Annotated in this window: 19 protein-coding genes; 5 read left to right on the forward strand and 14 right to left on the reverse strand. The window is 70.6% G+C overall.

Annotation, left to right across the window (positions count from 1 at the left end; genetic code table 11):
* Position 1: 1 nt before the first annotated feature.
* Positions 2 to 1,174: an acyl-CoA dehydrogenase family protein gene (locus tag AB0O15_RS05190; RefSeq protein ID WP_364314249.1), complete on the reverse strand. Its 1,173-nt coding sequence runs from the start codon at positions 1,172 to 1,174 to the stop codon at positions 2 to 4.
* Positions 1,175 to 1,229: 55 nt separating this feature from the next.
* Here AB0O15_RS05190 and AB0O15_RS05195 point away from each other — a divergent pair, with 55 nt between their 5' ends.
* The 3 genes from AB0O15_RS05195 to AB0O15_RS05205 are packed head-to-tail and all read left to right on the forward strand — an operon-like array spanning position 1,230 to position 4,338.
* The gene (locus AB0O15_RS05195; RefSeq protein ID WP_364314252.1) at positions 1,230 to 1,859 is read left to right on the forward strand and encodes a TetR family transcriptional regulator; all 630 of its coding nucleotides are present in this window, start codon (positions 1,230 to 1,232) and stop codon (positions 1,857 to 1,859) included.
* Positions 1,856 to 3,250 carry an aldehyde dehydrogenase family protein gene (locus tag AB0O15_RS05200; protein ID WP_364314255.1) on the forward strand — a complete coding sequence of 465 codons (1,395 nt, stop codon included), beginning with the start codon at positions 1,856 to 1,858 and terminating at the stop codon, positions 3,248 to 3,250. The genes AB0O15_RS05195 and AB0O15_RS05200 overlap by 4 nt, the downstream gene beginning before the upstream one ends.
* Positions 3,247 to 4,338 carry a zinc-binding dehydrogenase gene (locus AB0O15_RS05205; RefSeq protein ID WP_364314257.1) on the forward strand — a complete coding sequence of 364 codons (1,092 nt, stop codon included), beginning with the start codon at positions 3,247 to 3,249 and terminating at the stop codon, positions 4,336 to 4,338. Before AB0O15_RS05200 ends, AB0O15_RS05205 begins: the two co-directional genes overlap by 4 nt.
* Here the strand turns inward: AB0O15_RS05205 and AB0O15_RS05210 are convergent.
* From AB0O15_RS05210 to AB0O15_RS05255, 10 genes are all read right to left on the reverse strand, one after another.
* Positions 4,318 to 4,905: a TetR/AcrR family transcriptional regulator gene (locus AB0O15_RS05210; RefSeq protein WP_364314260.1), complete on the reverse strand. Its 588-nt coding sequence runs from the start codon at positions 4,903 to 4,905 to the stop codon at positions 4,318 to 4,320. The two genes, AB0O15_RS05205 and AB0O15_RS05210, sit on opposite strands and share 21 nt — an antisense overlap.
* Positions 4,902 to 6,101, reverse strand: a complete 1,200-nt coding sequence (locus tag AB0O15_RS05215) for an acyl-CoA dehydrogenase family protein (protein ID WP_364314261.1) — start codon at positions 6,099 to 6,101, stop codon at positions 4,902 to 4,904. The genes AB0O15_RS05210 and AB0O15_RS05215 overlap by 4 nt, the downstream gene beginning before the upstream one ends.
* Positions 6,102 to 7,085, reverse strand: a complete 984-nt coding sequence (locus tag AB0O15_RS05220; RefSeq protein WP_364314264.1) for a phosphotransferase family protein — start codon at positions 7,083 to 7,085, stop codon at positions 6,102 to 6,104.
* The gene (locus AB0O15_RS05225; RefSeq protein ID WP_364314266.1) at positions 7,082 to 7,849 is read right to left on the reverse strand and encodes an SDR family oxidoreductase; all 768 of its coding nucleotides are present in this window, start codon (positions 7,847 to 7,849) and stop codon (positions 7,082 to 7,084) included. The genes AB0O15_RS05220 and AB0O15_RS05225 overlap by 4 nt, the downstream gene beginning before the upstream one ends.
* A complete protein-coding gene (locus AB0O15_RS05230; protein WP_364314268.1) occupies positions 7,846 to 8,586 on the reverse strand; it encodes an SDR family oxidoreductase in 741 nt (246 codons plus the stop codon). Before AB0O15_RS05230 ends, AB0O15_RS05225 begins: the two co-directional genes overlap by 4 nt.
* Positions 8,587 to 8,688: 102 nt before the next feature.
* Positions 8,689 to 9,969 carry an ABC transporter substrate-binding protein gene (locus tag AB0O15_RS05235; protein ID WP_364314271.1) on the reverse strand — a complete coding sequence of 427 codons (1,281 nt, stop codon included), beginning with the start codon at positions 9,967 to 9,969 and terminating at the stop codon, positions 8,689 to 8,691.
* Positions 9,966 to 10,955 (reverse strand): branched-chain amino acid ABC transporter permease, encoded by a 990-nt coding sequence (locus AB0O15_RS05240; protein ID WP_364314273.1) that lies wholly within the window; start codon positions 10,953 to 10,955, stop codon positions 9,966 to 9,968. The genes AB0O15_RS05235 and AB0O15_RS05240 overlap by 4 nt, the downstream gene beginning before the upstream one ends.
* Positions 10,956 to 11,053: 98 nt before the next feature.
* Positions 11,054 to 11,932, reverse strand: coding sequence for a branched-chain amino acid ABC transporter permease (locus tag AB0O15_RS05245; RefSeq protein ID WP_364314276.1), 879 nt, complete (start codon positions 11,930 to 11,932; stop codon positions 11,054 to 11,056).
* Positions 11,933 to 11,941: 9 nt separating this feature from the next.
* Positions 11,942 to 12,658: an ABC transporter ATP-binding protein gene (locus tag AB0O15_RS05250; protein ID WP_364314279.1), complete on the reverse strand. Its 717-nt coding sequence runs from the start codon at positions 12,656 to 12,658 to the stop codon at positions 11,942 to 11,944.
* An 85-nt stretch (positions 12,659 to 12,743) separates the two neighbouring features.
* Positions 12,744 to 13,520, reverse strand: coding sequence for an ABC transporter ATP-binding protein (locus AB0O15_RS05255; protein WP_364314280.1), 777 nt, complete (start codon positions 13,518 to 13,520; stop codon positions 12,744 to 12,746).
* Between the two features lie 224 nt (positions 13,521 to 13,744).
* Between AB0O15_RS05255 and AB0O15_RS05260 the strand changes: the two genes are divergently transcribed.
* A complete protein-coding gene (locus AB0O15_RS05260) occupies positions 13,745 to 14,488 on the forward strand; it encodes a class I SAM-dependent methyltransferase (RefSeq protein ID WP_364314283.1) in 744 nt (247 codons plus the stop codon).
* On the forward strand, positions 14,485 to 15,291 hold the full coding sequence (locus AB0O15_RS05265; protein WP_364314286.1) for an HAD family hydrolase: 807 nt from the start codon (positions 14,485 to 14,487) through the stop codon (positions 15,289 to 15,291). The genes AB0O15_RS05260 and AB0O15_RS05265 overlap by 4 nt, the downstream gene beginning before the upstream one ends.
* A 155-nt stretch (positions 15,292 to 15,446) precedes the next feature.
* On the opposite strand, the gene AB0O15_RS05270 is transcribed toward AB0O15_RS05265, so the two are convergent.
* Genes AB0O15_RS05270 through AB0O15_RS05280 form a run of 3 tightly spaced genes read right to left on the reverse strand, consistent with a single transcriptional unit; the run spans position 15,447 to position 19,063 of the window.
* Positions 15,447 to 16,061 (reverse strand): alpha-ketoglutarate-dependent dioxygenase AlkB, encoded by a 615-nt coding sequence (locus tag AB0O15_RS05270; RefSeq protein WP_364317059.1) that lies wholly within the window; start codon positions 16,059 to 16,061, stop codon positions 15,447 to 15,449.
* 54 nt (positions 16,062 to 16,115) lie between these two features.
* The gene (locus AB0O15_RS05275) at positions 16,116 to 17,153 is read right to left on the reverse strand and encodes a succinate dehydrogenase/fumarate reductase iron-sulfur subunit (protein WP_364314288.1); all 1,038 of its coding nucleotides are present in this window, start codon (positions 17,151 to 17,153) and stop codon (positions 16,116 to 16,118) included.
* Positions 17,153 to 19,063 (reverse strand): fumarate reductase/succinate dehydrogenase flavoprotein subunit, encoded by a 1,911-nt coding sequence (locus AB0O15_RS05280; RefSeq protein ID WP_364314290.1) that lies wholly within the window; start codon positions 19,061 to 19,063, stop codon positions 17,153 to 17,155. The genes AB0O15_RS05275 and AB0O15_RS05280 overlap by 1 nt, the downstream gene beginning before the upstream one ends.
* Positions 19,064 to 19,073: the final 10 nt, after the last annotated feature.

Here is a 19,073-nt window from a genome sequence, read left to right on the forward strand (position 1 = left end):
CTCAGGCCAGGTGTCCGCCGATTTTGGTGTACCCGCGGAGCAGGTCGCGGGAGATGATCAGGCGCTGCATCTCGTCGGTGCCCTCGTAGATGCGGATCAGCCGGACCGCGCGGTACCACCGCTCGATCGGCAGCTCCCGGGTGTAGCCCATGCCGCCGTGGATCTGCATGACCCGGTCCATCACCCGGTTGACCATGCCGGCCCCGTAGAGCTTGGCCATCGACGAGGCGTGCCGCGGGTCGATGCCCTGGTCCACCGTCCAGGCGGCGCGCAGGATCAGCCAGCGGGCCGCCTCCAGCTCCACCTCGGAGTCGGCGATCATCCACTGGATCGCCTGGTTGTCGCCGATCTTCCGGCCGAAGGTCTCGCGTGTGTTGGCGTACTCGACGGCCATGCCCAGAGCGCGTTCCGCGCTGCCCAGCGCGGCCGATGGGATCAGGTAGCGGCCCCGGCCGATCCACTTCATGCCCAGCTCGAAGCCCTGGCCGATCTCGCCCAGGATGTTGCGCGACGGCACCCGCACGTCGTCGAAGGACAGCGAGGCGGGCCGGGCGTCGCCCATCGTCTCGATCGGCTCGGAGGTCCAGCCCATCGTGCGGTCGACCAGGAACGCGGTGGTGCCCCCGCCGCGGACGCCCTTCTCCTTGTCGGTGACCGCGACGACGATCGCGAAGTCGGCGTCGTTGCCGTTGGTGATGAACGTCTTCTCCCCGTTGAGCACCCAGTCGTCGCCGTCCTGGCGGGCGCTGAGCTTGATGTTGGCCGCGTCCGAGCCGGCGCCCGGTTCGGTGATCGCGAAGCAGGAGATGCGTTCGCCCTCGATGGTCGGGATCAGGAACTCCCGCTTCTGGTCCTCGTTGGCGTAGTACAGGATGTTGTCGGCCTCGCCGCCGAAGCTGAACGGCACGTACGTGCGGCCCACCTCGGTCCAGATCAGCGACTGCATCATCGCGGGAAGTTCCATGCCGCCGTACTGCTCGGGCGTGCCCAGGCCCCAGTAGCCGAACTTCTTCGCCTTCTGCCGGAGCTCGACCAGCTCGCTGCGCTCGAGCCCCCGCCCGCCCTTGCGTTCTCGCCGGAGCACCTCGGCCTCCAGCGGCATCACCTCCTTCGCGATGAATTGCCGTGCTGTATCGCGGATCGCGCGTTCCTCATCGCTCAGGGAGAAGTCCATATGGATAAACTAGCGGTGTAAGTTTTCACACGTCCAGTGCAACTTTGGAGGCCCCATGGCTCGGCCGCGGCAGGTTCTGCTCACCCGTGAGCGGATCGTCGAGGCTGCGGGCGTGCTGGTCGACGCCGAAGGGCTGGACGCGGTGTCGGTCCGCCGGCTCGCCACCGAGCTGGGCGTGGCCGGGCCCTCGCTGTACAACCACTTCGCCACAAAGGCCGAAATTCTCGACGCCGTGGCCGACGCGGTGATCGCCCAGGTCGACGTCTCCCCGTTCGCCGGCCACGAGTGGGGCAAGGCGCTGCGGCTGTGGGCCCAGTCGTACCACGCCGTGCTCAGCGAGCACCCGAACATCGTGCCGGTGCTGGCCCGCGGACCGGGCCGCAACCCGGCCGCGCTGGCCATGGCCGACGCGGTCTACGGCGCGCTGATCCGGGCCGGCTGGTCGCCGTCCCGGGCCACGCACATCGGCGCGCTGCTGCGTTACCTGGTCACCGGCTCCGCGCTGGGGTCGTTCGCGCTCGGCTTCCCCGGCGACCCGGAGCTCTACGCGCACTACCCTCATCTCCACCACGCCCACCACCTCGCCGAGCATCGCGAGCGGGTGGACGAGGGCGCGTTCGTCCTCGGCCTGGAGACGCTGGTCTCCGGCCTCGAATCCCAGCTGAAGAGCGAGGCGGAACGATGACTCGGGACAAGCTTCTGGTGAACGGCGCCTGGGTCACCCCGGCGTCGACCGGCGTGATCGAGGTGATCAACCCGGCCACCGAGGAGGTGCTGGGCACGGTGCCGGCCGGCACCCAGTCCGATGTGGATGATGCCGTGGCCGCGGCCCGCAACGCCTTCGACGGGTGGGCCGCGACGCCGATGGCCGAGCGGGGAGCGGTGCTGGACCGCCTGCACACCTCGCTCTCGGCGCGCGCCGCCGACATCGCCCGCACCGTCGGGCTCGAGCTGGGCACGCCGCTCAAGATCGCCCAGATGGTCCAGGCCGGTCTGCCCCTCACGGTTCTCCGGGGGTACGCCGACCTGGCCGTTCAACCGGTGACCGAGCAGACCATCGGCAACACGCTGGTCATCCGCGAACCGGTCGGCGTGGTCGGCGCGATCACCCCGTGGAACTACCCGCTGCACCAGGTCGTGGCCAAGGTGGCGGCCGCCCTGGCCGCGGGCTGCACGGTGGTGCTCAAGCCGAGCGAGCTGACCCCCCTGACCGCCTACCTGCTGGCCGACGCGGCCGTCGAGGCGGGCGTACCCGATGGGGTCCTCAATCTCGTGACCGGCACCGGACCGGTCGTGGGGGCGGCGATCGCCGGGCACCCCGACGTGGACATGGTGTCGTTCACCGGCTCGACCGCGACCGGCCGCGCCATCTCGCACGCCGCCGCCCACCGGATCGCCAAGGTGGCGCTGGAGCTGGGCGGCAAGTCGGCCAACGTGATCCTGGAGGGCGCCGACGTCACCCGGGCGGTGAAGACCGGCGTGAGCAACGCGTTCCTCAACTCCGGGCAGACCTGCACGGCGTGGACCCGGATGCTGGTGCATCGCAGTGCGTACGACGACGCCGTCACGCTGGCCGGTCAGGTCGCCGCCGCGTTCACCGTGGGTGACCCGTTCGACCCGGCCACCCGGCTCGGGCCGCTGGTGTCGGCGGCCCAGCGGGACCGCGTGCTCGGCTTCATCGAGCGGGCCGACGCGAAGCTGGTCTCGGCCGGCCAACCCCTTCCGGACAAGGGTTTCTTCGTCGCGCCGACGGTCTTCGCCGACGTCGACCCGGACAGCGAGCTGGCCCAGGAGGAGATCTTCGGCCCGGTGCTGTCGATCATCCCGTTCGACGACGACGACCACGCCGTGACGATCGCCAACAACTCGCGGTACGGCCTGGCCGGCGCCGTCTGGGGCGAACCGGAGCGGGCGCTGGCGGTGGCCCGGCGGTTGCGGACCGGCGCCGTCGACGTCAACGGTGGCCCGTTCAACCCACAGGCGCCGTTCGGCGGCTACAAGCAGTCCGGCGTCGGGCGCGAGCTCGGCCCGTTCGGGCTGGAGGAGTTCCAGCAGGTGAAGGCGATCCAGCGATGACCGCCCGGGTCTCCGCGGTGGTGGTGCGAGCGGCCGGTGCGTCGCCGGAACTGGCCGAGCTGCTGCTGCCCGAGGTCGGACCGGGCCAGGTGCGGGTGGCCATCCGGGCGGCCGGGGTGTGCCACTCCGACCTGTCCATGGTCAACGGGACGCTGCGCCCGCCGTACCCGCTGGTCCTGGGTCATGAGGCGGCGGGCGAGGTGGTCGAGGCCGGCAGTGGGGTGACCCGCGCCGCGGTCGGCGACCACGTGGCGCTGAACTGGCAGCCCGCCTGCCGGATGTGCTGGTTCTGCACGCACGGCCAGCCGTGGCTGTGCGCGACCACCAGCGGCATCGCGGCCCTGGAGAACGGCAGCACGATCGACGACGTCCCGGCCTACGTGACGCTCGGGCTGGGCGCGTTCGCCGATCAGGTGGTCGTCCCCGAGAACGCGGTGATCGGCGTACCCCCGGAATTGGAGTGGGCGCCGGCGGCGCTGCTCGGCTGTGCGGTGCTGACCGGCACCGGCGCGGTCCGCAACACCGCACGGGTCGCCGCCGGGGAATCGGTGCTGGTGATCGGCCTGGGCGGCGTCGGGCTGTCGGTGGTGGCGGCGGCCCGGGCGGCGGGCGCGGCGACGGTCCTCGCGGTGGACGTCAGCGAGTCGAAGAGGGCGCTCGCCGAAGCGGCCGGGGCGACCGACTTCCTGCTCGCCTCGGAAACCCTGTCCAAAGAGGTGCGTTCCCGCACTGAGGGCCGCGGCGCCGACCACGCCTTCGAGTGCGTGGGCCGGTCGGCGACGATCCGGGCGGCGTGGCGCGCGACCCGGCGCGGCGGCCAGGTGACCGTGGTCGGCATGGGCCGGCACGACGACATGGTCGAGCTGAGCGCGCTGGACATCTTCTCGTCGGCGCGCACCCTGCGGTCGTCGGTCTACGGCAACGCCGACCCGGACACCGAGGTGCCGCGGCTGGCCGCCGACGTGCTGGCCGGCCGGCTGTCCCTGGACCACCTGGTCACCGACCGGATCGGGCTGGCCGACGTGCCCGCCGCCTTCGAGCGGATGGGCCGCGGCGAGGGCGCCCGCTCAGTGGTGCTTCTGGAGTAGCGCGGTGACGATGCGCTGGAGGATGGCGGCGGCGGCCTCGGTGGGCAGTTCCATCGGGGTGCGCAGTGTGTCCCAGGTGTTCCACATGCTGACCACGGTGACCGCGTTGAGCAGTTCCTGGTCGCCGTCGATCTCGGCGGCGAACAGGGTGGACACCTCGTCGCGGGCGCGTTGCAGGTGCGTCTTGCGGTAGCGCTGGAGGGCCGGCGAGAACGGCTCCTTCAGCGCCGAGGCGCGGGCGGCCGGCGCGACCAGGTCGTTGAGCCGGGCCCGTTGCTTGCAGTACGCCTCGATGCGCTCGGTCAGCGGCAGGTCGGCGGAGATCGGTTCGTGGGCCGCGTCCCGGCGTTCGAGTATGCGCTGGGCGCTGGCCGTCATCAGCGCCTCCATGTCGGCGAAGTGGCTCCACAGGGCGCGCAGGGACACCCCGGCCAGCTTGGCGATGCGGTCGGCGGTCGGGCGCATGTCGCCGTCGGTGATGAGGCTGACGTGCGCGTCCACGATGGCGTTGCGGGTACGTTCGGAGCGGGCGGTGCGCCCGTCCACCCGCGGCGTGGGTGTGGTCATCGTGGGCTCCGGTATCGGTTGAGCTCGCGCCGGGCCAGCGAGCGCTTGTGCACTTCATCGGGTCCGTCGGCCAATCGGAGCGTACGGGCCGACGCCCAGAGCCGCGCCAGTGGCGTGTCCTGGCCCACCCCGGCCGCGCCGTGGGCCTGGATCGCCTTGTCGAGGATCCATTCGACCGTGCCCGGCGTGATGATCTTGATGGCCTGGATCTCGGTGTGCGCGCCCTTGTTGCCGACCGTGTCCATCAGCCAGGCCGCCTTGAGCACCAGCAGCCGGGCCTGCTCGATCCGGACCCGGGCCTCGGCGATCCAGTCCTGCACCACGCCCTGCTCGGCCAGCGGCTTGCCGAACGGCTCGCGGGCCAGCGCCCGGGTGCACATCAGCTCGAGGGCGCGTTCGCCCATGCCGATCAGCCGCATGCAGTGGTGGATCCGGCCGGGTCCGAGGCGCGCCTGCGAGATGGCGAAACCGCCGCCCTCCGCACCGATCAGGTTCGTCGCGGGTACGCGTACGTCCTCGAAGAACACCTCGGCGTGCCCACCGTGATCGCCGTCGTCGTAGCCGAAGACCGTCATGCCCCGCTTGATCGTCACGCCGGGGGTGTCCCGCGGCACCAGGATCTGGCTCTGCTGCACGTGCCGGGCGGCGTCCGGGTCGGTCTTGCCCATCACGATGAAGATCTTGCAGTTCGGGTTCATCGCCCCGGAGATGTAGAACTTGTGGCCGTTGACCACGTAGTCGTCGCCGTCGCGGACGATCCGGGTGCCGATGTTGGTCGCGTCCGACGAGGCGACCTGGGGCTCGGTCATCGCGAAGGCCGACCGGATCTCGCCGGCCAGCAGCGGCTCGAGCCACTGCTCGCGCTGGGCCGGGGTGCCGAACTCGGCCAGCACCTCCATGTTGCCGGTGTCCGGGGCGGCGCAGTTCAGCGCGGCCGGGGCGATCGACGGGCTGCGGCCGGTGATCTCGGCCAGCGGCGCGTACTGCACGTTGGTCAGGCCGGCGCCGTGCTCGCCGGGCAGGAAGAGGTTCCACAGGCCGCGCGCCTTGGCCTCGGCCTTCAGCGGCTCCAGTGACGCCGGTGGTCCCCAGCCGTCCGCCTCGTAGGCCGCCTCGATCGGGTAGACGAACTCGTCCATGAAGGCGAGGAGCCGCTTGCGGTAGTCCTCGGTCTTCTCGTCGTATGCGAAGTCCATCTATCCCTCCAGAGCTTCGTGCCCCTGTGTGACCAAAGGCGCCACCATACGGCCGACCGTCTCGAATCCCGCACCGACGGTCTGTCCGTGCACATAGCGGTAATGGACGCCTTCCAGAATCACGGCGAGCTTGAAACAGGCGAACGCGATGTACCAGTGCAGATCGCTGACGTCCCGCTTGCTGCGCTCGGCGTACCGGGCGGCGATCTCGGGCAGGCCCGGGTGACCGGGGACGGTCAGCGGCGCCCGGGGCTCGCCGTTCTGGTCGAGCAGCGGGCGGCCGGCGTAGACCTGCATCAGCGCGACATCGCTGAGCGGGTCGCCGAGCGTGGACATCTCCCAGTCGAGCACCGCGCTGACCGTCAGGTCGTCGCCGATCAACACGTTGTCGAGCCGGAAGTCGCCGTGTACCACGGTGCCGTCGCCCTCGGGCACCTGCACCGCGAGCCGGGCGTGCAGCTCGTCGATGCCGGCCACGTCGCGGCTGCGGGAGGCGTCCAGCTGCTTCTTCCAGCGGCGCACCTGGCGCTCGTTGAAGCCCTGCGGCCGGCCGAAGTCGCCCAGCCCGATCGCCTGCGGGTCGAGCGCGTGCAGGTCGGCCAGGGTGTCGACCAGGTCGAGGGTGAGCGTGCGCATCCGGTCGGGGCCCAGCGCCTCCAGGTCGGCGACGTCCCGGTAGATCCGCCCGGTCGCGTGTTCCATCAGGTAGAACGGCGCGCCGATGACGTCGGCGTCGGTGCACAGCAGGACCGGCGCCGGGGCCGGGAAACCGGCCGCGGACAGGGCCGACAGCACCTTGTGCTCGCGGGACATGTCGTGCGCGGTGGGCAGCACGTGGCCCAGCGGCGGCCGGCGCAGCACCCAGCGGGTCTCGCCGTCGGTCACCGCGTACGTCAGGTTGGATCGCCCGCCGGCGAACATGGTCGCGGTCAGCGGGCCGGTCTTCAGGTATGCCTGCAGCGCGTCGAGGTCGAGACCCTTCACTCGATGCTCCGCTGGATCTTGTTCATCGCGGCCAGCCAGCGGTCGGGGTCGGCGGCCCGCCGCTGGGCGAACTCGGCCACCTCGGGGTGCGGCAGGATCAGGAAGCCGTCCTGCTGGACGCCCTCGAGCACCACCTCGGCGACCGCGCTCGGCTCCATGGCGCTCTGGGCGAGCAGGGCGCTGCTGGCCGACCGGTCGCCGCCGCGCGACATCATGTCGGTGCGCACACCCTGGGGGCACAACGCCTGCACCTTGATGCCCCGGTGGGCGTAGGTGGCCCGTAGCCACTCGGCGTAGGCCAGCGAGGCGTGCTTGGTCACCGAGTAGGTCGCGCTGCCCAGCAACGTGAGCAGCCCGGCCGCCGAGACGGTGACCAGCAGGTGGCCCTGGCCCGCGTCGAGCCAGCGGGGCAGGAGCGCGCGGGACGCGTACACGTGGCTCATGACGTTGACCTGGAAATCACGCTGCCACGCCTCGTCCGGCGTCTCGGGGCCGCCGCCGGTCAGCACGCCGGCGTTGGCGCAGAAGAGGTCGATCCCGCCGAGCCCGTCCCAGGCGGCGTCGATGAGGCGCGCGACGTCGGCCTCGCGCCCGGCGTCGCCCGGGACGGCCCGCCCCCCGATCTCGGCGGCCACCGCCGACGCGGCCGCCTCATCAAGGTCGTTCACGAACACCTGGGCGCCGTCGGCGGCGAACCGGCGGGCCATCGCGGCGCCGATGCCGCCGCCCGCCCCGGTCACCACGACCCGCTTGGGTGAGCTCACTGAACCGCTCCGGTCAGCGTCACGCCACCGTCGATGACCAGCGTCTGTCCGGTGATCCAGGCCGCGTCCGGTGAACACAGGAAGGCCACCGCGCCGGACACGTCCTCGGGGACGCCCAGACGACGGAGTGGGTACTTGGCCGACACCTCGGCCTCCCGCCCCTCGTACAGCGCGGTGGCGAACTTGGTCTTGACCACCGCCGGGGCCACCGCGTTCACCCGCACCTCGGGCGCCAGCTCGACGGCGAGCTGCTCGGTGAGGTTGATCAGCGCGGCCTTGGTGACGCCGTAGAAGCCGATGCCGGGCGCCGGGCGCACGCCGGAGACGGACGAGATGTTCACGATCGAGCCGCCCGCGCCGGCCAGCCCGCCACGCAGCGCCTCCTGCACCCAGCCGAGCGTGCCGAGCAGGTTGACCTCGACCATCTTGCGGGCGGCGTCCAGATCAAGATCTTCGAGCGGGCCGTACGCCGGGTTGATGCCGATGTTGTTGACCAGGGCGGTGATCGGGCCGAACCGGGCGGACGCGGCGGCCACGGCGGCGGCGCGGTGTTCCGGGTCGTCGCCCTTGCCGGCCACGCCGATCGCCGTGTCCGGGCCGCCGAGCTCCTTGGCCGCGGCCTCCAGGGCCTCCGCGTTCCGCCCGGTGATGACCACCTTGATGCCGTCGGCGACGAACCGCTGGGCGATGGCGAAACCGATGCCTCGGCTGGCCCCCGTGACGACCGCGACGCTCATCCATGTCTCCCGTCAAGAATTTGCACTCAGACTGCAAACATTAGTCGCCCGCAGGCCCGCCGCCAACCATCTCCCGCGCGGCGACGGGCCGCAAGCATCCGGTCAGGACGTGGCCGGGATGCCGTTCGCCGGAGGAGTCGCGGGCGGCGTCGTGTACTCGTTGACCGGCCCGTCCTTCTCGTCCGTCTCGTAGGTGGGCCCGAAGTACTCGGCCTTGCCACCGGTGATCTTGGTCAGTCGCATGCCACCGTAACCCGAGTGGTCGTCCTTCGAGAAGCGCAGCGGGGACAGGCCCGGACCGCCGGTGAACCCGTTCTTCTGCACCGCCTCGATGATGCCCTCGCGGGTCAGATCCTTGCCCGCCGCCTGGAGCGCCTGCACGAGCAGGTACGCCCCGGACATGCCGTACACGATCAGGTTGTCGAACTCGGCGTTGCCGTTGTGCTCGGTGTTGACCTTCTTGAACAGCTGGATCCACGGGTTGCTGTCGTCGTTGCTCAGCGGCAGGTAGCCGTCGGCGACCACGCCCTCGAGCAGCGCCGGCGCGCTCGCGCCCAGCGACCTGGTCAGCGTAGTCGGATCCGCGCCCACATTGGACACCACGAACTGCGGCTTGTAGCCGATCTTGGCCGCGGTGCCGAGCGAGAGGGCGGTGAAGCCCGGGATGGTGCCCAGCATGATGACCTCGCAGCCGGCCGCCTTGAACGCGCCGATCTGCGGGCCCACGTTCGGGTTGCTGGTCACGTAGGTCTGCTTGGCCGCCACCGGCGCGCCCAGGCCCTTCTCGAAGCCGAGCAGGCTGTCCCGGCCGAAGTCGTCGTCCTGGCCGAGGAAGCAGGTCTTCTTGCCGGCCCAGGTGGTCTTGACGTACGTGCCGAGGATCTTGCCCTCGACCGTGTAGTCCGGGTTGAAGCCGAACGTGCCCGGATACTTCTGCGGCTGGTCCCAGCTGTGGCTGCCCGAGCTGACGAACAGGTCGGGCACCCGGTTGGTCTTGAGGAAGTCGAGGACGCCGGTGTGGGTGGCCGTACCCAGGCCGTTGAAGATCGCGAAGACCTTGTCCTGCAGCACCAGTTCGCGGACCACCTGCTGGGTGGTCGCCGGGTTGTAGGTGTCGTCCATGACCTTGTAGTTGATCTTGCGGCCGTTGACGCCGCCGTTCGCGTTCACGTAGTCGAAGTAGGCCTTGCTGGCCGGCGCGATCTTCGAGTAGCCGGCTGCGGCCGGTCCGGTGAGCGGCATGTGCGTGCCGATCAGGATCTCGGTGTCGGTGACGCCGGGAGTGTTGCCCCCGCTCGTTGCTCCGCCTTGATCATCTCCGCCCGAGCAGGCGGCGGTCGCGAGGATCAGCGCGACGACGGCGACTGGCGCGATACGTCTCATCTTTTTCTCCTGAGGACTTTTGAAGGGAGGGAAGCGATCCCGCCGGGGAACGCGAGCATCACGACGATCAGCACCACGCCGAAGATGGCCAGCGGGAGGTTGCCCTCCAGGCGCTGGGCGACCGCGGCCGAGACGTCGATCGAGTCGGTGAGCGAGTGGGTGGTGGCCGGCAGCACGACCAGCAGCACCGCGCCCCACAGCGCGCCGGCCAGCCGGCCCAGGCCGCCGATGACGATGGCCATGACCAGGAAGAGGGACAGGGCCAGCGGGAACGCGCCCGGGCTGACGCTCTGCGAGAGCACGGCGATCAGCGCCCCGCCCAGACCCGCGCAGGCGGCGCTGACGACAAAGGCCATCACCTGGGTACGCGCGACGTTGATGCCGGCCAGCCGGGCGGCGGCCTCGTCGTCCCGCACCGCCTTGAGGTTGCGGCCGAACCGGCTGCGGATCAGGTTGGCCAGGAACAGCAGCGTGAGCAGGGCGCCCGCCCAGGTCAGCCAGGCCTGCCAGCGTTCGTACGGGAAGTCGTAGCCCAGCGCCGGCGGCGGCGGATCGACCGACACCGACAGGCCCTGGTCGCTGTTGAACGTCGTGTCCCAGGTGCTGGTGATCGCCGGCACCACCACGGCGACCGCGAGCGTGAGCCCGGCCAGATACGGCCCCCGTAAACGCGCCGCGGCCAGTCCCACCACCGCCCCGACGGCCGTGGTCACCGCGATCGCGGCCAGCACCGCCACCAGCAGCGTCCACTGCCCGTTCCCGGCGAGCTCGTTCTGGGTCATCGCCAGCGTGTAGGCGCCGACCGCCATCAGGGCGCCGTGGCCCAGCGACAGCTGCCCGTTCAGTCCGGTGAGGATGGTCAGGCCCGCGGTCACACAGAAGTAGGCGCCGACCGTGGCCAACTGGTAGTTCCGGAACGGCGACAGGACATAGCTCAACGCCAGGATGATCGCGGCGCCGACGAGGATGAGCGCAACATTCCGCATGAGAGAACGAACGTTCTTTCGCTCTCCGGCCGGCGCCGCCGCGCGGGCCCGCCCGTCCGGGCCGGCCGCCGGCTTTCGCGTCGTCGCGGTGCCCTCGCTCATGCCACCCTCGCCTTCACCGAGCCGAACAGGCCACCGGGGCGGCCCAGCAGCACCACGAGCAGGAGGACGAGCACGGCGATCGGCGCCACGGTCGCGCCGAGATAGCCGCTGACGTACGAGAGCAGCAGGCCGACCACCACGCCCCCGACCACCGCGCCGACCGCGCTGTCCAGGCCGCCCACCACCGCCGCGGTGAACGCCGACACGAACACCACGTCCATGGCGTTCGGATGCAGCCCCAGCTCGGTCGGGATGACCAGCATCCCGGCCAGCGACCCGACCGCCGCGGCCAGCGCCCAGCCCAGCGTCAGCATCCCGCCGACGTTCACGCCGAGCAGCCGGGACACGTCCGGCGCGAAGGCCGCCGCCCGCATCCGCAGCCCGACCGCGGTGCGGGTGAACAGCAGCACCAGCAATGCCACCACGGCGAACACCGCGCCGAACACGAACAGGTCGAAGCGGGACAGCAGGGCGATCCCGCCGACCACGAACGCGTCCCGGTCGAACGGCGCCCCGGCCGGCCGGAACTCGTTGCCGTAGATCATCCCGAGCACCGCCTGGATCACCAGGACCAGGCCGAGCGCCACGACCACGCCGTTCAGCGGCGACGAATGGTCGACGAAGCGCATCACCACCCGTTCCACCCCGGCGCCCAGCACCAGGCCGCCGACCAGCGCGACGGCGAAGCCCAGCCAGTACGAGCCGGTCGTGTTGGCCACCGAGTAGCCGGCGTACGCGGTCGCCACGGCCATCGCGCCCTGGGCGAAGTTGACGATCCGCGCCGCGCGCCAGATCAGCACCAGGGAGAGCGCGAACGCGGCGTACACCGCGCCGCGGCTCAGCCCGTCGAAGGTGAGGAAGATGAAGCGGTCCACTCGGCCTCCTCAGAAACCCAGGTACGCGTGCCGGAGTTCGTCGTCGGTCCGCAAGGCCGCCGCGTCGTTGCGGGTGACGATGCGGCCCAGCGACATGACGACGCCGATGTCGGCGATGCTCAGTGCGCTGCGGACGTTCTGCTCGACCAGCAGCACGGTCATGCCGCTCCGGTTCCGCAGGTCGCTCAGCAGCGTCATGATCTGGGCGATGACCTGCGGCGCCAGGCCCAGGGACGGCTCGTCCAGCAGCATCAGGCGCGGCCGGCCGATCAGCGCCCGGCCCAGCGCCAGCATCTGCCGCTCGCCGCCGGAGAGCTGATGTCCCGGGTGGCGCTTGCGCCGGGCCAGCGGCTCGAACAGCTCGTAGACCTCGTCCAGGGCCTTGCGCGCGTCCGCCTTGTCGGAGCGCCACAGGCCGCCCAGCCGCAGGTTCTCGTCGACGGTCAGCTCGGTGACCACGCCGCGGCCCTCGGGCACGTGCGCGACGCCGCGGCGCACCATCTGCTCGACCTTGGTGGCGCGCAGATCGGCGCCGTCCAGGCGTACCTCGCCCTTGGTCGGCTTGACCAGGCCGCTGAGCGTACGCAACAGCGTGGTCTTGCCCGCGCCGTTCGCACCCATCACGGCGACGATCTGCCCCTGCTCGATGCTCAGATCAAGGTCATGGAGTACGGGCGCAGCGCCGTAACCCGCGGTCAGTCCCGTGACTTCCAGCAACGCGGTCATGCTGTGCCCACCTTTGGCATGCCCTTCTGGCCCTCGCCTGCGATGCCGTCGGCATGCGCCGGCTGGTGCCGCTCGGTGCGGGCGGTCATGCTGCCTCCCCGAGGTAGGCGTCGGTGACCGCGGCGTTGGTGCGGATCTCATCCGGCGTCCCGAAGGCGACCGGCTTGCCGAAGTCGAGCACCAGGATGTCGTCGCAGATCTTCATCACCAGGTCCATGTGGTGCTCGACCAGCAGCACGGCACAGCCCAGCCCCTTGATCAGCTGGCCCAGCTCGGTGATCTCCTCGGCGCCCAGCCCGCCGGCCGGCTCGTCGAGCAGCAGCAGCCGCGGCTTCGCGACCAGCGCGCGGGCCAGCGCCACCCGCTTGCGAACGGCGTAGGGGAGGCCGCCCGGCAGCACGTCGGCGTACTCGGCGACCCCGCAGATCCGCAGCGCCTCCATCGCGTCGTCACGCAGCCGGCGTTCGTCCCGATCGGAGCGCGGCAGCCCGAACAGCGCCGCCGCGAAGCCCGCCCGGGCCGCGTGGTCGGTGCCGGCCAGCACGTTGTCCAGGACGGACAGGCCGCCGAACTGGCCGACCCCCTGCAGCGTGCGGGCGATCCCGATGCGGGTGAGCTGATGTGGTTTCGGCCGCAGCGGCCGGCCGTCGAGGGTGAGGCTGCCGCCGGTCGGCGGCACGAACCCGCACACCACGTTGAAGAGCGTGGTCTTGCCGGCGCCGTTGGGCCCGATGACCCCCACGGTGCGGCCCGGCGGAACACGCAGCGACACGTCGTCGAGCGCCACCAGGCCGCCGAACCGCACGCCGATGCGATGAAGGGCCAGGCCCTGATTGTCGTCGTCGGGATCGTGCTCGGCCATCGACCCACCGCCTCGGCTCTGAGGGCGTTTCCGTGGTACGCCGTTCCGCGATACAGAGCGTCCACAGAGGAGAACGCTCAGTGGCAAACTAATTACACTGAGAGTGTAAGTTTCTCGAACCTCTTGTCAATGGTCTTGTTGCGTCGATGTTTCGTCCCGGCCCCGTCATTCTGCGCCATCCATCGATCAATGGCGATGTATTGATCTTCCGATAGGGTCACGGGGTGGCGTCGAAGCGGCCCTTCTACTCCCTCTACGCCCACGCCTACGACCTGTTGATCACCGACCCGGTCGAGCCCTGGGTGGCCGCGGTGCACTCCTCGCTGGCCCGGCCCGCGGCGACCATCCTGGACGCGGGTTGCGGCACGGGCCGGCACGCCGCCGCCCTGATCGAACTCGGCCACCGCGTCGACCTGATCGATGTTTCGGTCGAGTTGCTGGCGCTCGCCGCGGCCCGATGCCCCACAGCCCGGACTTGGACGGCCGACCTCCGCGCGCTCGGCACTTGGCCGGCCGCCACGACGGCAGCCTCGGGCGATCTTGGGTGTGCCTATGACGCGGTGACCTGTCGCGGCGTGCTCAACGACCTGATCGATGACGACGAGCGGCTGTCCGCGATGCGTTCCCTGGCCGGCTGCCTGATCCCCGGCGGCGCGCTGTTCCTCGATGTCCGCGAGCGGGACGCATCGCGGCGACGCGCGGACGGCGTCCCACGCTCGAAGCGGGTCGACCTTCCCGGCGGCGGCTTGCTCACCTTTGCCGCTCGCACGACCTGGGACGACGGGCTGCTCCGAGTCGACGAGACCTACACGCTGGACGGGCGGGATTCGCACTACGACTTCGTGATGCGGCCATGGACCGAGCCGGAGTTGCGCGACGTTCTCGGCACCTGCGGCCTCCACGACGTGCGGATCAGCGCCGGGGCTGGTCGACGCACGCCCGACCGCCTCTTCGTCGTCGCGCGGTGACCGCCGTCGAGGGCGTTCGGATCGGGGCGGTGGTCACCGATCTCGACGGAACCGTGGTGCGGCGCGACCGGACCGTCAGCCCGGCCACGCTGCGTGCGGCGGCCGCGCTGGAGGCTCGCGGCATCCCGTTGATCGCGGCCACCGCCCGTACCCCACTCGGCCTGAAGTCCTTGTCGACGCTGGTTCCGCACCTCGCCTTCGCCGTCTGTTGCAGCGGCGCCGTCGGACACGTGCCGGCGAGCGGGGCGACAGCCTGGTTCGACGTCCTGCCCCGCGTCGTGATCGCCGACCTGATCCGAACCGTGAAGGCGGCGGCCGTTTTCGACGGCGACGAGTGGCGGATGACCGCCGCCTACCGAACGATGCGCCCGACCGGCCACCAAGGTCGAACCTCGGTGGTGGACGCCGCCGCGCTCACCGAGGTGGAGGCCTGCTCGATGGTGCTGTGCCACCCCCACCGAACCGCCGCCGAACTGGTGGCCGACCTGATCACCGCCGGATTCGGGCCGGAGCGGGTCACGCTGACCTATGCCGGCCCGCGATTCGTCGAGGTGACCGCGCCGTCGGTCGACAAGGCGAGCGGCGTGGCGCGGGCGCTCCGCACCATCGGCGTGCCGCCGGCGCAGACCATAGCCTTCGGCGACATGCCGATCGACATCCCGATGTTCTCGGCCGTCGGGCATTCCGTCGCCATGGCCGACGCGCCGCCGGCGGTTCTCGCCGCGGCGACCTTCCATACCGAGAACGCCGAAAACGACGGCTTCGCCCACATGCTCACCCGCCTCGGCATCCTGCCCGCCTGACCCCGGCACCGCCCACAGCAGAACTCGGCGCCGCCCGACCGAAGCCATGTCGCCCGGCAGAACGCGGCACCACCTGGCGAAAGCCATGCCGCCCAGCAGAACCCAGCGCCGCCCGGCCGAAGCCGCGCCGCCGGCCGAAACCGCGCCGCCCAACGTCAGGCGACGCCGGCGGGGCGGAACTGGACGCTGACCCGGGGCCCGACCGGCCGGGCCGTCTTGGGGATGGCGTGTTCCCACGTGCGCTGGCACGACCCGCCCATCACGATCAGATCGCCATGCCCCTGAGGAAGGCGCAGGGTGTCGTGGCCCCCGGCGCGCGGGCGCAGCATCAGATTGCGGGGTGAACCGAACGACACGATCGCGACCATGGTGTCGTGGCGCGCCGAGCGGCCCAGCGTGTCGCCGTGCCAGGCGACGCTGTCGCGGCCGTCGCGGTAGAGGCACATGCCGGCGGTGACGAACTCTTCGCCCAGTTCGTCGGCGTAGTAGGCGTTGAGCCGGGCTTGAGCCTCGGTCAGCGTCGGGTGGGGCAGGTCTTCGCGAGCCGAATACCACCTGAGCAGCCGCGGCACGTCGACCACGCCGTCGTACATCGGCCGGCGCTCGGCCCGCCAGTCGACGTCGGCCAGCAGTGTCTCGAAGACGGTGTCGGAGCCCTGGACGAAGCCGGGCAGCACGTCGACCCACGCGCCCGCGGTCAGGGTGTGTCGAACGAGACGGCCCGGCAGCGGCTCGATCGCCGCGGCCGGGCCGCCCATCAGGTCGAACATCGACGGCTGGTAGGCGGTCACGCCGCCACTCTACGCCGCCCTCGTACGTCTGTGCTAATGGTCGTCCTTCTCCGGCTCCGGGTGGTGGTAGGTCACCCGGTCGGTCGGCAGCGGGAAGACATGGTCGTCACCGAACGGCGACGGCCCGCCCTGCTTCTGCGACAGGATCTCGGCCACGTCGAGCTTGCCGTCGGGGCCGAGGTCGGGCGGCTCGGGCAGGCGGGCGCTGGAATACGGCGTGGTCGTCCCGGAGGCGACGCCGGTGACGCCCATCGTGTTGCTCGGCGCCATGTTCTCGCTGCGGGAGGCCGGGGCGTGCTCGCGGTCCTGCTTCTCGAGCTCGTCCCGGCGGAAGATCTTGCGGCCCAGCCAGACCAGCGGGTCGTACTTGTTGTCGACCACGCGTTCCTTCATCGGGATGATCGCGTTGTCGGTGATCTTGATGTGTTCGGGGCAGACCTCGGTGCAGCACTTGGTGATGTTGCAGTAGCCCAGGCCCTGGTGGTCGCGCGAGTAGTTCTTGCGGTCGGTGCGCGCGTCGAGCGGGTGCATGTCGAGTTCGGCGGCCCGGATGAAGAACCGCGGCCCGGCGAAGGCTTCCTTGTTCTCCTCGTGGTCGCGGACCACGTGGCAGGTGTTCTGGCAGAGGAAGCATTCGATGCACTTGCGGAACTCCTGGGACCGCTCGACATCGACCTGCTGCATGCGGTATTCGCCGGGCGCCACGCCGGAAGGTGGCGCGAAGGCCGGCGTCTCCCGGGCCTTCTCGTAGTTGTACGACACGTCGGTGACCAGGTCGCGGATGACCGGGAAGGTCCGCAGCGGCGTGATCGTGATCGTCTCGTCGTCGGTGAAGGTGGACATCCGCGTCATGCAGCCCAGCTTGGGCATGCCGTTGATCTCCATCGAGCACGACCCGCACTTGCCGGCCTTGCAGTTCCATCGGCACGCGAGGTCGGGGGTCTGCGTGGCCTGCAGCCGGTGGATGACGTCGAGGACCACTTCGCCCTCGTTCACCTCGACGTCGAAGTCCTGGATCTCGCCGCCGGACGAGTCGCCCCGCCAGACCTTGAAGTGGCGCTTGGTGCCCATTACTTCGCCTCCCCAGACAGGGCGTCGTACGCCGCCAGCTCGTCGTCCGTCATGTACTTCGACAGCTCGGTCCGGTCGAACAGCTGGATCAGCTCGTCCCGCATCTTCGGGACCGCCTTGCGTTCCAGGTGCACGTCGCCCCCGGAGTCGAGGGAGCAGATCAGGTTGAGCAGCCGCCACTGCGGGTTCATCCCGGGGAAGTCCTCGCGGGTGTGGCCGCCGCGCGACTCTTCGCGCTCCAGCGCCGCCTTCGCCGTGCAGATCGACACGATCAGCATGTTGCGCAGGTCGAGGGCCAGGTGCCAGCCCGGGTTGTACTTGCGGCCGCCGATCGCGCCGACGTTGGCCACCCGCAGCTTGAGCTCTTCGAGCCGCTTCAGCGCGTCGGTCAGCTCGCCCTCGCGGCGGATGATGCCGACCAGGTCACCCATCACCGCCTGGAGGTCCTGCTGCAACGTGTACGGGTTCTCCCCGCTCTGCCGGCTCAGCGGCGCCAGCGCCGTGTCGACCGCCTGCTCGACGTCCGCGGTCGCGACCTTCGGCCGCTTGGGCAGAGCTTCCGTGTACGCGGCCGCGTGTTCACCCGCGCGCTTGCCGAACACCAGCAGGTCGGACAGCGAGTTGCCGCCCAGCCGGTTGGAGCCGTGCATCCCGCCGGACACCTCGCCCGCCGCGAACAGCCCCTCGACGTCGCCGAAGGCCGCGCCCGAGTCGGGGTCGACCTCGACGCCACCCATCACGTAGTGACAGGTCGGCCCGACCTCCATCGGCTCCTTGGTGATGTCGACGTCGGCCAGTTCCTTGAACTGGTGGTACATCGACGGGAGCCGGCGCTGGACCTCTTCGGCGGGCAGCCGGCTGGCGATGTCGAGGTAGACACCGCCGGCCTTCGAGCCCCGGCCGGCCTTGACCTCGCTGTTGATGGCCCGCGCGACCTCGTCCCGGGGCAGCAGCTCGGGCGGGCGGCGGTTGTTGTCCGGGTCGCTGTACCAGCGGTCCGCCTCCTCCTCGGTCTCCGCGTACTGCTTGCGGAAGACGTCGGGGACGTACTCGAACATGAACCGCTTGCCCTCGGAGTTCTTCAGCACCCCGCCGTCGCCCCGGACCGACTCGGTGACCAGGATGCCCTTGACGGACACCGGCCAGACCATGCCGGTCGGGTGGAACTGCAGGAACTCCATGTTGATCAGAGTGGCCCCGGCGCGCAGGGCCAGCGCGTGCCCGTCGCCGGTGTACTCCCAGGAGTTCGAGGTGACCTTGTAGCTGCGGCCGACGCCGCCGGTCGCCAGGATCACCGCGGGCGCCTCGAGCAGCAGGAACTCGCCGGATTCGCGGTAGTAGCCGAACGCGCCGGCCACCCGGTTCCCGTCGAGCAGCAGCTCGGTGATCGTGGTCTCGGAGAAGACCTTGATGCGGGCGTCGTAGCTGCCGAACTCGCGCTTGTCCTCCTGTTGCAGCGAGACGATCTTCTGCTGCAGGGTGCGGATCAGCTCGAGGCCGGTGCGGTCGCCGACGTGCGCCAGCCGCGGGTATTCGTGGCCGCCGAAGTTGCGCTGCGAGATCTTGCCGTCCTTCGTACGGTCGAACAGCGCCCCGTACGTCTCCAGCTCCCAGATCCGCTCCGGCGCCTCCTTGGCGTGCAGCTCGGCCATCCGGAAGTTGTTCAGGAACTTCCCGCCGCGCATGGTGTCCCGGAAGTGCACCATCCAGTTGTCGCGGCTGTTCACGTTGCCCATCGCGGCGGCCGCGCCGCCCTCGGCCATGACGGTGTGCGCCTTGCCGAACAGGGACTTGGAGATGATGGCCGTCCGCTTGCCGGCGAGTCGGGCCTCGATGGCCGCCCGCAGGCCGGCGCCGCCGGCGCCGATCACGACGACGTCGTAGTGGTGTCGTTCGATTCGTGTCGTCACGTCAGGTCGT

This window comes from Actinoplanes sp. NPDC089786 (assembly GCF_040684855.1).
GTDB lineage: Bacteria > Actinomycetota > Actinomycetes > Mycobacteriales > Micromonosporaceae > Actinoplanes.